Origin of the sequence: Rossellomorea marisflavi, from assembly GCF_022170785.1 — a bacterium.
Classification (GTDB): Bacteria; Bacillota; Bacilli; order Bacillales; family Bacillaceae_B; genus Rossellomorea; species Rossellomorea marisflavi_B.
In genome coordinates this window covers 890,705-903,641 of the sequence record NZ_CP081870.1, presented here as the reverse complement: position 1 = coordinate 903,641, position 12,937 = coordinate 890,705, and the positions used below count along the sequence as shown (strand labels likewise).

The following is a 12,937-nucleotide window of genomic DNA, read 5'->3' as shown; positions in this document are numbered from 1 at the left end:
GAATAGAAACAAGAAACTGACTGACACTAAGAGGACATTCATGTATAAACTGAAAGGAGATTGACTGTGAAAACATTCTTGATTACCTTACTCGCTTCAGGTCTCGTTATGAGGCATAACCTGAACTGGCACCGCAGGATTCTTACGCTTTCTATTCCAGGAGCCCTAATTGGTGCTTTGGTGTTGGCGGAGTATATCAGGTATCGAGTAAGGGATATAAGCTGAGGGAAAAAAGAGCCCATCTATTTTTACATGAAGGCTCTTTTTATATAGATAAAACATTCCAACCCCTTCTCTGATTGCCCACATTTCCATCGCCATCCAAATTCTCTGCTTTGTCATCACCTTCCATCGTTCATTCCGTCTCTATTTCGCCACTTAGATCGCATATTATAAAGAAAATCACTCCCAAAAAACACCGCCACCCCCACCAGCATGATCGTAAATGAAGCCCCTGTCTCCGACGTCTTTACATACGTATAAACGGAATGCCCCAACAAGACGATCAATAAAACGGAAAAGGCCGTCCCTCTCGCTTTTGTTGAATTCCTCTTTTCTTCCTCCGTCATTTTTCTGAAGAACATGTTTCGTCCCCCTCTCCTTTTTCGTTTCCCTCCACTATACACCTTTTTACAAAAATTGTATCTCCCCTTCCTTCAATCCCATCAGTGGCATATTCAGGAGTCTATTGGTATGATAAGCTCCGGCAAAGGGAATTGAACATCGATTGGAGAGACAGAAGAAATGAAGAAGATTGAAGTGGATACATTGATTGAAGGCGGCCACAGCATGATGAATAGTGTCGTGGTGGATACGGCGATGGAACTGAGCGGGGCTCACTTTGTGGTGAAACTTGATGAGCTGTTAAAAGAGCGGGGCGTCACCCAGAAGCAGCTGGCCGAGATGACGGGGATGAGGGTCGGAACGATTTCCGAAATGGTTAACGGAAAGGGAACCTCCATCAATAAAACACAGCTCTTTTCCATCATGGCAGCCCTGAAGGTCACGCGCCTGAGCGATATCTATGAGGTGGTCCTCCCTGAGGAGATGCGCAAAGAGTATTTGATGCTCAAAGACGAGTGGGTGAACGAACGCAAGATGCCCATGACCGTCAAGGAAATGTATAAGAAGAACGTGTTGAAGGCTTCCGGCCTTTCACTTGATTGATCAACCATACGCCCCATGTGCAGGGCGTATTTTTTATGGTCTTGTTTCCCTACCCCAGGTACGGTGGACGAAAAAAACCTTTTCCACGGAGGAAAAAGGTGAGAAATGGCATTCGGTTCTTCAAACTTCAGCGAGCTTTTTGCCTAAAGGTTCGTCCTGCACCATAGCCCATTAACGTGACGCTAAGACCTACAATCGGCACCGCAAGCTTGAGCAGCGTCCCGTGCCCCATCAGCAGTCCAAGCCCGTGAGCGGGCCCGTCGAACCAGATGCGGAACAGCAACAGTTCATCGTATGGTGCAAAGATGCCAAACACGCTCACCACGAGCCCAAGTCCCCAATAACCACCTGCACATACAAGAAATGATCTCTCCCCCTTGATCCCAGGCGCGAGGCTGATCAACAACCACCCAAGGAAAAAGATCACCGATACCATCAAATCAAACGCCGTCGCAGAATAGCCCGTCATGAACCCCGGTGCATTCGTCCAGATGGCCGCCAAGGTAAGGACGAAAGCCATCAGAAAAATCGGAACCAATCGTTGAAACGAAACAGACATCGTACCAACCCCTCTTACATTCTGATCCTATAAGTATATACGATACCCAGGTTCTTCCACTACTACATTTAAACTATTCCGTCCTGTTTACCACCAACCAAACAGGGAAACATACACCCATCACACCAAAGGAGACAAAACCCATGACCAAACCAACCATCAAAGCATTCATATTCGACGTCTATGGCACCCTCTTCGACGTCCATTCCGTACAGGACACGTGCAACAAACTCTTCCCCGACAAAGGCGAAGCCATCAGCCAATCGTGGCGGAAAAAACAGCTCGATTACTTCTTCCTGAGACAAGTGATGGGCACGTACGAAGACTTTGTCACGGTCACCCGTGAGTCCCTTCGCTACGCCCTCATGGAAAACGGAGCCGATTGGACGACGGAAGCAGAAGATGAATTGATCGACGCCTACACGCACCTCACCCATTACGCTGAGGTCGAGAGCGTCCTCCAAGAGCTGAAGGACAAGGAGCTTGTCATCCTGTCGAACGGCACGCAGCATATGCTCGACAGCCTGATCGAAAACGCCGGTCTCGCTCACCATTTCGACTCGGTTCTGAGCGTCGATGACGTCAAGCAGTTCAAGCCCGCACCCGCCGCTTACACCTATGCCCTCAAGGAGCTCGACGTGAAACGTGAAGAAGTACTCTTCATGTCCTCCAACGGCTGGGACATCTCCGGCGCCAAGAACTTCGGCTTCCACACCGCCTGGATCAACCGCGGCCACGCCCCCACCGAACAGCTCGGACTGGAGCCGGATGTGGAGTATGACGATTTAACAGGCATTCTTGAGTGGAAATAAGTAAAAGGATCCGATGTGGAAATCGGATCCTTTTTGCGTGTCATAATTATACACCCGAAGATTTTTTGTGATGTGATTGACTACGTTTTGCTTTATCGATTACCAGCTCACCTGCCTCACCACATACTCAACGAACTAACGATCCAAACCCCAATCATAAAGGCAATCACCAGACTAAGAGCAGAAGCAATCATCAGGGCTCCTCCCATCTTGCGGTCCCTGAAGTGATGCCAAAGGATAAAACCAGCCACCAACGCTACAACCGCCAGCACCATGGATGACAACAATGCTGCAGCAACTGCAGCGACCCAGCCTACAATCGTCGTGAATGTCTTTCCTCCTGGTTCGTTCATGCATTGACCCCTCTTTCGGATTTTTCTTTTACCCTATACTTATGCGTACAGTCCGCCCATTTACCGGATTCAGAAGAAAAATAATGAAGATCGCAGCTTTTCCCAAGGATTATTTTCATGCAATTAGTGTGTGAGGAGCGCAACCAAGACGGGAAATAATAATGCGTGGATGTATGATATCAATATTCTTTTATTAGTGGCTAGTTTCTTGTACATGTTTAAATGTCCATCTTCATAAAAGACCTTCAACATAACATGTTTTTCTTTTATAGGCATGTAGATATCACACATGCCAAAGACAATCATCACCATAAGAATGGCGACTTCAAGCTTGGGTCCAAAAAGCACTATTCCACTATAGATCGTGACTGACATAATCGAAATGATTACCGGGATGATTACATATGCCGTTACTTTATTCCACCTGGACAGTACATCTAATTTTGCCTCCGAATTCAAGTCAGCACCTTCTATTCTCTAAAGCTATGTTGGACTTTATGATCGTCTCGGAATCATTAACTAACAGGATACTTTGTAAAAGTATGACAGGTTAATTACCATCTACCCTTACGTTCTTTCCTCAATGCATGTTTATTGCAAAAAAAGCTGTAATGGCCGTGACCATACAATATTTCATCAAAGTTCCTTTATGTTTCTTGAGCTTCTCTTTTAAACGTAAGTCTCCATCGGTCCCATATACATTCATACATTCATCCTTCTCAAAGATGGGTTGATACAACACACAGTAAAGAAAAGGTGTCGCGATCAGGGCCAAAACGCTCTGGCCGTGGATGTCTCCAAATGAGTAGACCAGATAAAGGACGCCCGCCCCTGCTGACATGATCGTCGGCACGAGTACGAAGGCCAGAAATTTGTTGCGAATAGTCATATTTTCAGTTGATGCTCCGTTACTCACCCTATCACCTTCTCTTCTTTCACTTGCTAGAGTGTTAGATCCATCTACGCCAACCCCATCTATAGCACTCTACCAATCAACCATGGCACAAGATTGATGCTGATCACGCCCCACACCGTCACGGCAGCAATCCACCAGATCATAAACCGGGTCGATGGCTGTTTCTTTCTCTTACGGATGACAACCAGGGTGATGAGTCCAAGTGGGATCATGATGGCGACTAACCATGAGACCATATCATGCACGCTCCCCTCTGTCGCTTTATATATAAACATTACCATATATTTGGAAGGTTCTGAAGGGAGATAATACTTCAGTAACAAGGGAATCGTCATTTAATTTGGCAAAGGGTATACTAAAATTAGAGAGGATGGGGGATAAAATATGAATACAAAAGAAATGATTTTTGATGTGTTCCAAACACAAAGAGCAAGATCACTGGCAAAAGAAATTGACAACTACTTATACCGTGAAAGTCCCTATGCCAACTATGTGGAAGATTATCACGATAGTCGGAAAGACGGCGCGAGAACTGATTACATCGGGTATATAAGTAAAAAAGGGAGTTATAAATTCCTCTCCATTACTACAAGTCGAAAACATTGTGTTGTGTTACATTTGGGTAAGAAACTTCATACAGCTACCTCTATTAACATGCAACATGAACTTGACAATTTATTAAAACATCGTTATCAAAATTCAGATAACATTAAACCAACCCCGGGAGAAGCTTATATTAGGCTTGAATGGGTTGATGAATTGTCACAAATCATACCGTTTATAGACAAAGCTTATTCATTAAGATTAGAAAAATAAATATAATCATTACATCGCATATCCTTCATCAGGACATGCGATTTTTAATTTCAATTACTTTTTAATGCATGCAGAATCACAGTCCCAAAACCATATTGTAAGTAGATTTGAATCCTCCCCCCAAAGAGCTTATAATGAGGTGGAATTTGGAACGGTAAACAAGATCCGGAAAGGTTTAGATAGGATGAAACAGACAGTGTTAATCGCAGAGGATGAAGAGATCCTCCGGGAAATCAGTAAGAATTATTTTGTGAATGAAGGCTATGAGGTGCTGGAAGCCGGGGACGGGGAGGAAGCGCTCGAGCTCTTCGGGTGCCACTCCGTTGATCTGATCGTATTGGATATCATGATGCCCCGCCGTGACGGTTGGGACGTGTGCCGACAGATCCGGAAGCAGTCGTCGGTGCCGATCATCATGCTTACGGCGCGGTCCGATGAGGAGGATACGATCCTAGGATTCGAACTCGGGGCGGATGATTATGTGACGAAGCCCTACAGCCCGAAGATCTTGCTGGCGCGTGCCAAGCGCCTCCTCCAGCAGCGCACCCAGCCTACTACAAAGGACGATGACGCCTTGACGACGGGCGGTCTGCAGGTGAATCTCGGGTCCCGGACGGTGAAGGTGGCAGATGAAGAGGTTTCCCTCACCCATACGGAATTCGAAATCCTGTCATACCTCATGCTCAATGAGAACATGGTCATCTCCCGGGAGCAGCTGATCATCAAGATCTGGGGCTATGAATACCAAGGGGATGAGCGGTCCCTCAATACCCACATCCGGAACCTGCGCTCGAAGCTCGGGGCATGCGCCGGGATGATCAAGACGATCGTGCGGGCCGGGTACAAGTTTGAGGGACTGGTATGAAGAGCCGCCTTTTCCTCAAGCTCTTCTTCCTGACCCTTGCCCTGTGCATGCTGATGGTCGGGGGAATCTACGTCGGCCAGACGCTTTTCTTCGATGAGTATTATGAATCGAGCAAGATCGGGGAGCTCTCCGATTCCATGGATGAGTTCCAGAAGGAATACCTGAAGCTCGACGATGGGGAGCGGGCGAACCATGAGCTGGAACGCAGCTTCCATCAGGAGACGAATGCCTGGATCACCGTCCTCGATGAGAAGGGCTATGTGAAGACCCTTGAAGACTACACCCTCACGATCACGGGTGGATTCGTCGAGGAAGGCGGCATCGTGGCCAATATGGACCAGGAGTACACGATCCCCCTGGCCTATCTCGAAAACTCGTTATCTGATACGTCGATCCTCGAAGCCCTGGAGAACTACCGGGATCACGTCCTTGAGGTCAAGGCGATTGCAAAAGGCGACGAGCTGTATCCTTACGAAATGGTCGTGGATAAAGAACATCACCTGAACAACCGGGAGAGCCCCTTCGAAATCTTCGATGGCGGGATCGACAGCTACATGGACTATATGCGGAACCGGGTACTCGATGACCGGATCGATCACACACGGGAACAATCCCTCAAGAAGAAGATCCTGTACGGGAAGGTCGATGCCACGCATACGCCGGAACAATACCCGTTCCAGATGAACCCGGTGTTATCGAATCGCGTGTTCCTGGAACAGGTCAAAGGATTTCAGGCGGATCTGCTCCTCCGCCCGGGTCATGATCCCGTCGAGTCCTCACCGAAGAGCTATGAGCGGAATGGCGTCTCCTACAAGATCCTCGTGGACAAGAAGCTGGATGAAGACGGGAAACCCCTTTATTTCATCTCGATGACGTCCCTCCAGCCGATCGATGAGGCAATGGAAATGCTGAAGGATTATTACATCTACGTGATCATCGGAGCGGTCATCCTGGCCCTACTCGGGTCCTTCTATTATTCAAAAAAGATTACACAGCCTTTGGTGAACATCAACAAGACGGCAAAGGACATGGCCAATCTTCAGTTCGAACAGCGCATCCCGATCAAGACCACCGATGAAATCGGCGAACTGTCGGAGAGCATCAACAATCTATCCGACAACCTCCACCGCCATATCAACCAGCTGCAGCATGAGATCCAAAAGGAAAAGCAGCTCGAACATACGCGCAAGAACTTCATCGCCGGCGTGTCCCATGAACTGAAGACACCCCTCAGTATCATCCAGAGCTGTACGGCAATCCTCCAGGACGGCCTTGCCAAAGACCGCACGGATCATTATTTCGACGCCATCAACCGGGAAGTGAGCCGCATGGACCGGCTCATCGTCGACATGCTCGAGCTCGTCAAGTACGAGTCCGGCACCTTCCAGCTCCAGCCGGAAGCGTTCCCCGTCAAAGAGGCGATTCAAAACGTGTTCAATCAGCTCATGATGAAGATCCAGGAGAAACAGCTCCAGATCCACATGGACGTGGCAGACGGCACCGTGCTCGCCGATCAGCACCGCATCGAGCAGGTGCTCAGCAACTTCCTATCAAACGCCATCAAGCATACACCGCCAGCCGGACAAGTGACCATCGAAGCCCATCCCGACGGCGACCACGTGCGGATCAGCATCATCAATGAAGGCGAGCCCATCGAAGAAACCCAGCTGAAGAGGATCTGGGACCAGTTCTATCAAGAGAAGAAAGCCGGACGAGCCAAAGACGGCACCGGCCTCGGCCTTGCCATCGCAAAGAACATCCTGAAGCTCCATGACGCAGAGTATTCCGCACAGAACACGGACAGTGGCGTTTGTTTTTCGTTTACGTTGAAACGGATTTAGCTACCAAATACTATAATACTTTGCTCTTTTGCGAATAAAAGATTTCCTCCAAAAGCTTGTAATCTAAATGATTTATTTGTAAATAAACTGATACAAAAGGTCGAATCATGTGATACAATCTTTTGGGAGGTGCGTAAGTATGAAAAAATTCTTAGTAGTCGTACTTGTTGCCCTGCTCTTGGGAGCTTGTGGCACAACGGAAACAAAAGAACCAAAGTCTGTTGATTCCAGTGAAAAATCCAAGAACGAAACCAAAAAGGAAGAAACCAAAAAGGAAGAGCCTAAGAAGCTCAACCAGGAAATCGCTGACACAGAAAACATCAAAGCAACCTTGATTTCTGTGGAAAAGAAAGAAGACGATGTGTTTGGTGATACCATTGAGGTGATGTTCGAGGTTGAAAATAAACGTGATGATACCATCGAAATTCAAGCGAGGGAAGTTTCCGCTGATGGCAAGATGGTCGATGAGGGAATGCTCAGCATGAGCCAAGAAATTTCAGGTGGCAAGAAAGCCGATGCTATCCTTACCATTCAAAGCTATGACGATGGAAAAGAGATTCCTGAGCTTAAAGAAAACCTTGAAATGATTCTTTATGCGTTCTCATGGGACAATATGGACTTTGAAGAAGAGCACAATGTAAAAATAGACTTCTAACATAGGGGAGGGCGACTTGAAAAAGTCCCCTCCTTTTTTATTTCAATCAATGGCATGCCACACCCTTCTCCTCTTACTCTCCGGGCTTTTCTGTCCCCATGTAACATTTATATTTCCTCTACTTCACTATTCCCTTCTCAACATTTCACTTTCACTCTGAAGATTTCCATCGCCATCTTCACCTCATCTTTATCTCCCTGCTATACAGTAAGATATGATGCGGATACGCGCATATGGGATTTTCGACAGTCGTGAACGACCACATAGAGAATGAATTTCACACATGAAAGGTGGATACACAGTGAAGCGTACAGTCAGACGTAAACGAATCAGAAAAAGAAGGGTCGGTCTTCTCCTTATCGTCGCCCTCCTCCTCGCCTTCGGGGTCAAAGGGTATCTCTTCGCCAACGGGAATTCCCCCCTTCATAAGACCAGCGCCGAAGAGGAAACGGAGTTCAACGGATCGGACGAGCAGGTCGACAACACCAATGTCCTCATCCTCGGAAGTGATGCACGCGGGGACGAGCGGGCACGGGCCGATACGATCATGATCGCCAACTACTCCTCGAACACGAAAGAGCCTAAGATCGTCTCTATTATGCGGGATACCTACGTCCATATCCCGGAGCACGGATACAATAAGATCAACGCCGCTTACGCTTTCGGAGGGGCAGAACTCATGAGGCAGACGATCGAGGAAAACTTCGGCATTCCCATCCACTCTTATGCCGAGGTCAACTTCAACTCGTTTGAAGAGATCGTCGACGCCGTTGCACCGGACGGGATCGAAGTGACACCGACGTATGAAATGACCCAAGACAAAAAAGCCCTCGGCGTCCAACTGACCGAAGGCACGCAAAAACTCCACGGCAAGGAGCTTCTCGCCTACAGCCGCTTCCGACACGACGGGAACGGCGACTACGGCCGCGTCGAACGCCAACAGGAAGTCTTCGGCAAGCTGAAGGAAGAAGTGAGCAGCTTCTCCACCATAACCAAGCTGCCGAAGATCGTTCGCATCGCCTACAACTCCGTCGACACCAACGTCCCTTACCGCACCCTCCTCTCGGTCGGAACCGATGTGGTGCGCGGCAAGACCAAGGACGTGGAAACGATGCGCCTCCCGATGGATAATACCTACCATAACACCCGTTATGACGTCGGCGCCGTCCTTGAATTTGATGAAGGCGGGTTGGAAGAGAATGCGGCTGAAGTGCAGGCGTTTTTAGAGGAATCGTGATGGCGGCAATATAAAGATCGTTAACCTAACAAAACCCAGAGTTGATGACTCTGGGTTTTGTATGATTCCATTAATAAAGATAGCCTAATAAATCTAAACATCCATTTTCCCACTTCGCATTTCCAATCTCCTTCATCATCAGTTCATTCATGACTTCCTTTCCCACACCTAAAGATTGATGATTTTCATGATCTATTTTGAGCCATGTACATTCGTTCATTACGGATCGGTATCCATTTTTCAAATACAAACCCTTATGATCTGCAAATAATAGTAAGAAATCAATCGACTTATCTCCACTGAATTTTTCAATTTCTGAAAGCAATAAAGAGCCTAATCCATTTGAGCGGTATTCCTTTTTGACACATAGATCAATGACTCCAAGAACGTTTACTGGAAGGCCATTGAGATTCATCACTCGATAATCCAGCCCTACTTGAGCAACTAGCATATTGTCTTCATTCAAAACCAGGTATCTAAAATGAGGCAATTGCTTAAAATATACTCTTTCCTTTGGATAATCGTCTCCAAAACTCTCCAACAGTAACTCTTGAATACTACTTCTTAGCGCACCATCAACCTCATACTCATGTACTCTTTTGATTTTCAACTTTTTCACCTGTCCTCTAGTTATTCCAATCTATTTAATTCTATTCCTCATTGACCAAGGAGACTTATACCATACGAGAATAGTACGCTACATCGGCAACCCTGCCCAGCAAATTCGATTCGGGCAACACCGCTACCAACGTAAATCCTAGTTTTTCAATTAACTTCTTCGACTGTACATTTTCATTATCGATTGTAGCCGATAGGCGTTTAAGATGTAATGTGCTTCTACAATGCTCGATGACCGCGGACACCGCTTCATACGCAAACCCGCATCCCCAATGCTCCCTCATGAAGCGATACCCGATTTCACCAAGATACCCTTCTGATATAGTCGGAATCATGACATCCCCGATGAATTCATCCGTCTGTTTTAGTGCCACCGTCCATTTTGTTTCAGTACGATTCCTAATCATTTCTATCAAGGCGTGTTTATCACGAGGGGGATTGATTCCAAGGTATTTTCTTACTTCCTCGTGGTTAAACATTTGGAGCATGTTGGGAATGTCTCTTTCCGCTCTTGGACGTAAAACCAATCGATCTGTTTGGATGATCGGCGCTTCTTTTTTTGTCATGATGGATTCCTGCTTTCGTGCATTGTGTAAATCAAAATGGTCACATTGTCTATATGCTGCAATGTTGAGATCCCTGTTCTTCTGACGCTACTTAACTCTTCAGGGGTGTGTAGCGTGGACACGCTTTTATACAAGTAGAGGCAACCATTAACCTTTATCAAATATCTCTTGTTTGTTTTCCACTATTCTGGCTACTTTCATTTTGACACGTGGAACTCCATCTTTTTGATAATAATCATTTAATATAGGTTCTACTTCATATTTGTCTGTACAAAGGATCTTAGGAGAAAATTGCTCAACATACATGTCGCCATAACCTTTGACACAGTTCGCCATTGTATCCAGTGCAATTAAACTTAAAGGTCTTCCTTTGTTCAGCCACGTTTTCATTCTCTCCCAGGTTGGGAAGCATACGGCTGCCAGCCTTCCCCAATTATCGTTAAAACTTGTGGAAGTTGACTCAATCCAAACAAGTACATTACTTGAGCGGAAGCGGTGTAAGCAGGTAAAAGCCGCTATTGGCAATTCTTTTTCACCTACCAGTTTCAATTTCCCAAAGATATTACTTAATCCCTCTTCGGATGGCAAACTACTGGCTGTCGCCCAAGAAATCGGGTAAAGTAAATCTTCCTCATAATTCTCCCAAAGCTCTCTTACCCACCCTGAAGCAGATGTACCTAAAACATCAGCTACGATTTCCAACATTCTTGTTTTCACTTCGTAATTTCCGGTTACATAAAATCTAGATTTCACTGAACTCAAAGTCTTTTGGTTATCGTGTTTTTTAAGGGCGTTTATTACATCATCCTCAAGAAACCATCTGGTGATCGAAAAGTCTAATAAAGACTCCAAATTATCTCGAACCTCTCGTAATGTGGGTGCTTTATCTTTTTTAGTTACAACTATATCTTCTTCTGGTTGGCAAGCCTCTCCGTTTTCTTCATAAAAATCATCATGCAATGAAAATTTATTAGGGGAATGAACAACCGCTAAGTTGTACCATTCAATAGGTCGTAATGAATATTTCACTAACCTTTCGTGACATTGATTGCATAGTTTATAAGGTTGACTATGGTCATCAGATGTTTCTACAACGTTAATCTCGTTTCTTTTACAGGCTTCACACAAATCAGTTATCGCCACTGACACCACTCCCTTTTATTGCATATATATTAATGCCCACCCCAAAAACGATACTCATAAAGATCAAAGTCCATTTCATGCTCCAGAAAACGTTGAAAAAAATCCTTCTCGTCACGTGGAATTTCAAATGAGCCAGTCACCGGATGCGCTGCTGACAGGCGGAAGATCCTTCGGCACTCATCCAGGGGGATGCCGGTCACGCCCTCTTCCCCCACGAGGATCTTCGACTCATCCTTCAGAGCATTCCATCCGATTTCCCAGATGATCTCTTCTTCTGAAATTCTATACGGGGACGGCTTATTCTCAACAAACAGTCCGTGGGTGGCCGCCCATTCGATGGCCGAGGGACAGTCCACATGGGAGCCGATATACATATAGTAATCCGTCCCAAAATGGATGAAGAGCCGGTCCTCGCTATACAGCTGGCACCAGATGAAATCTCGTATCACCCTCTTCATGACCAATCGAACGTCATCCAGGCTGATCAAGGAGTCTTCTTTTAGCACAAGTCGTTCGAATTCGTTCTCATATAAAAAACTCGCCCGATTTTCTTCTGTGATATGCTCCTCGAGCCCCAGGATCCGCACGAAATGGATGCCGCTTTCCTCCATGAAGGCCATGGCAGTATCCAGATAGGCTGTCTCCACCCGAAGATAGTCATCGAGCGTCAATTCGTTTCCATCAAAGGTTTTTCCTATCTCACAAGGGGAAGTCCAGTCTTCTACTACTGCGTAGTGGCCATGCTCATCCCTATTATCCGGATTGTACTTCGTGACGCGCCACTGATGATGGATTTGTTTCACGAGCCGATTCCTCCATTATTCCCGTCATGTAAATTTTATGCTCTTTCACTATATCATATATTTTTCCAATATTATCAAATTATTTGTAGTATAATGGAAACAAGATTCCTTTCCGGAAGGCAGATCAACAGGGGGTATGTATGAATAAGAAAAAGGTAATTCAGATTGTGTCCGTTCTCTCTCTAGGAACCGTTCTACTAACGTTATGGGCTGTATTCTCTTACAAAGAATCAGATAAATTCGGTGGATTTCCAGTCCCTCAATTGGCGAAAAAAACAGTGAGTCGGGATGACTTTGAATCGTACACATGGGCTGGTACTTCTGAAGCGAAGGAGGATGGACTTCCCTTCCTTTACCGTTCACATATCAAAGCGGGTGGATGGAAAAAAACATTTCAAGAAGGAACGCTGACGACGTATGAAAAAGGTGAACATAAAATTGACGTAATCGCACAAACAAGTTATCTTTCCATAAACGTTAGTAGAGAGTAGCCGTGTATTCTGCATGAACCAATCCCTTAATGATAAGGCGGTTGGTTCTTTTTCATTTCAAGACATTCGTTTATCATCAATTTTAAAAATCCGAA

17 protein-coding genes are annotated in these 12,937 nt (G+C 46.0%); 8 read left to right on the top strand and 9 right to left on the bottom strand.

Features of this window, described 5'->3' with window-relative positions; genetic code table 11:
• Positions 1 to 341: 341 nt before the first annotated feature.
• Positions 342 to 584 carry a hypothetical protein gene (locus tag K6T23_RS04900; RefSeq protein WP_238283759.1) on the bottom strand — a complete coding sequence of 81 codons (243 nt, stop codon included), beginning with the start codon at positions 582 to 584 and terminating at the stop codon, positions 342 to 344.
• A gap of 160 nt (positions 585 to 744) precedes the next feature.
• Here K6T23_RS04900 and K6T23_RS04895 point away from each other — a divergent pair, with 160 nt between their 5' ends.
• Positions 745 to 1,167, top strand: a complete 423-nt coding sequence (locus tag K6T23_RS04895; protein WP_142127011.1) for a helix-turn-helix domain-containing protein — start codon at positions 745 to 747, stop codon at positions 1,165 to 1,167.
• Between the two features lie 127 nt (positions 1,168 to 1,294).
• Here K6T23_RS04895 and K6T23_RS04890 read toward each other — a convergent pair whose 3' ends face one another.
• The gene (locus tag K6T23_RS04890) at positions 1,295 to 1,726 is read right to left on the bottom strand and encodes a hypothetical protein (RefSeq protein WP_238283758.1); all 432 of its coding nucleotides are present in this window, start codon (positions 1,724 to 1,726) and stop codon (positions 1,295 to 1,297) included.
• A 143-nt stretch (positions 1,727 to 1,869) separates the two neighbouring features.
• On the opposite strand from K6T23_RS04890, the gene K6T23_RS04885 reads away from it, so the two are divergent.
• Entirely contained in the window at positions 1,870 to 2,538 is a 669-nt protein-coding gene (locus K6T23_RS04885) for a haloacid dehalogenase type II (RefSeq protein WP_238283757.1), read from the top strand.
• A gap of 116 nt (positions 2,539 to 2,654) precedes the next feature.
• Here the strand turns inward: K6T23_RS04885 and K6T23_RS04880 are convergent, their stop codons facing one another.
• The 3 genes from K6T23_RS04880 to K6T23_RS04870 all read right to left on the bottom strand — a co-directional run bounded on the left by K6T23_RS04880 (position 2,655) and on the right by K6T23_RS04870 (position 4,043).
• On the bottom strand, positions 2,655 to 2,891 hold the full coding sequence (locus tag K6T23_RS04880) for a hypothetical protein (protein WP_238283756.1): 237 nt from the start codon (positions 2,889 to 2,891) through the stop codon (positions 2,655 to 2,657).
• Positions 2,892 to 3,471: 580 nt separating this feature from the next.
• Positions 3,472 to 3,807, bottom strand: a complete 336-nt coding sequence (locus K6T23_RS04875) for a hypothetical protein (protein ID WP_238283755.1) — start codon at positions 3,805 to 3,807, stop codon at positions 3,472 to 3,474.
• Between the two features lie 59 nt (positions 3,808 to 3,866).
• Positions 3,867 to 4,043, bottom strand: coding sequence for a hypothetical protein (locus K6T23_RS04870; protein ID WP_238283754.1), 177 nt, complete (start codon positions 4,041 to 4,043; stop codon positions 3,867 to 3,869).
• 148 nt (positions 4,044 to 4,191) lie between these two features.
• Between K6T23_RS04870 and K6T23_RS04865 the strand changes: the two genes are divergently transcribed.
• The 5 genes from K6T23_RS04865 (at position 4,192) to K6T23_RS04845 (ending at position 9,221) form a co-directional block, all read left to right on the top strand.
• Positions 4,192 to 4,623, top strand: coding sequence for a hypothetical protein (locus K6T23_RS04865; RefSeq protein WP_079515022.1), 432 nt, complete (start codon positions 4,192 to 4,194; stop codon positions 4,621 to 4,623).
• A gap of 184 nt (positions 4,624 to 4,807) precedes the next feature.
• On the top strand, positions 4,808 to 5,488 hold the full coding sequence (locus K6T23_RS04860; RefSeq protein WP_079515387.1) for a response regulator transcription factor: 681 nt from the start codon (positions 4,808 to 4,810) through the stop codon (positions 5,486 to 5,488).
• Positions 5,485 to 7,329: a sensor histidine kinase gene (locus K6T23_RS04855; RefSeq protein ID WP_238283753.1), complete on the top strand. Its 1,845-nt coding sequence runs from the start codon at positions 5,485 to 5,487 to the stop codon at positions 7,327 to 7,329. The genes K6T23_RS04860 and K6T23_RS04855 overlap by 4 nt, the downstream gene beginning before the upstream one ends.
• Before the next feature lie 139 nt (positions 7,330 to 7,468).
• Positions 7,469 to 7,984 (top strand): hypothetical protein, encoded by a 516-nt coding sequence (locus K6T23_RS04850; RefSeq protein ID WP_238283752.1) that lies wholly within the window; start codon positions 7,469 to 7,471, stop codon positions 7,982 to 7,984.
• Between the two features lie 301 nt (positions 7,985 to 8,285).
• On the top strand, positions 8,286 to 9,221 hold the full coding sequence (locus K6T23_RS04845; RefSeq protein WP_238283751.1) for an LCP family protein: 936 nt from the start codon (positions 8,286 to 8,288) through the stop codon (positions 9,219 to 9,221).
• 70 nt (positions 9,222 to 9,291) lie between these two features.
• Here K6T23_RS04845 and K6T23_RS04840 read toward each other — a convergent pair whose 3' ends face one another.
• The 4 genes from K6T23_RS04840 to K6T23_RS04825 all read right to left on the bottom strand — a co-directional run bounded on the left by K6T23_RS04840 (position 9,292) and on the right by K6T23_RS04825 (position 12,351).
• Positions 9,292 to 9,840, bottom strand: a complete 549-nt coding sequence (locus tag K6T23_RS04840; protein ID WP_238283750.1) for a GNAT family N-acetyltransferase — start codon at positions 9,838 to 9,840, stop codon at positions 9,292 to 9,294.
• Positions 9,841 to 9,895: 55 nt separating this feature from the next.
• Positions 9,896 to 10,405, bottom strand: a complete 510-nt coding sequence (locus tag K6T23_RS04835; RefSeq protein ID WP_273546604.1) for a GNAT family N-acetyltransferase — start codon at positions 10,403 to 10,405, stop codon at positions 9,896 to 9,898.
• Positions 10,406 to 10,552: 147 nt separating this feature from the next.
• A complete protein-coding gene (locus K6T23_RS04830) occupies positions 10,553 to 11,548 on the bottom strand; it encodes a hypothetical protein (RefSeq protein WP_238283749.1) in 996 nt (331 codons plus the stop codon).
• Between the two features lie 29 nt (positions 11,549 to 11,577).
• Positions 11,578 to 12,351, bottom strand: coding sequence for a DUF7683 domain-containing protein (locus K6T23_RS04825; RefSeq protein ID WP_238283748.1), 774 nt, complete (start codon positions 12,349 to 12,351; stop codon positions 11,578 to 11,580).
• Between the two features lie 140 nt (positions 12,352 to 12,491).
• Here K6T23_RS04825 and K6T23_RS04820 point away from each other — a divergent pair, with 140 nt between their 5' ends.
• Entirely contained in the window at positions 12,492 to 12,842 is a 351-nt protein-coding gene (locus tag K6T23_RS04820) for a hypothetical protein (protein ID WP_238283747.1), read from the top strand.
• Positions 12,843 to 12,937: the final 95 nt, after the last annotated feature.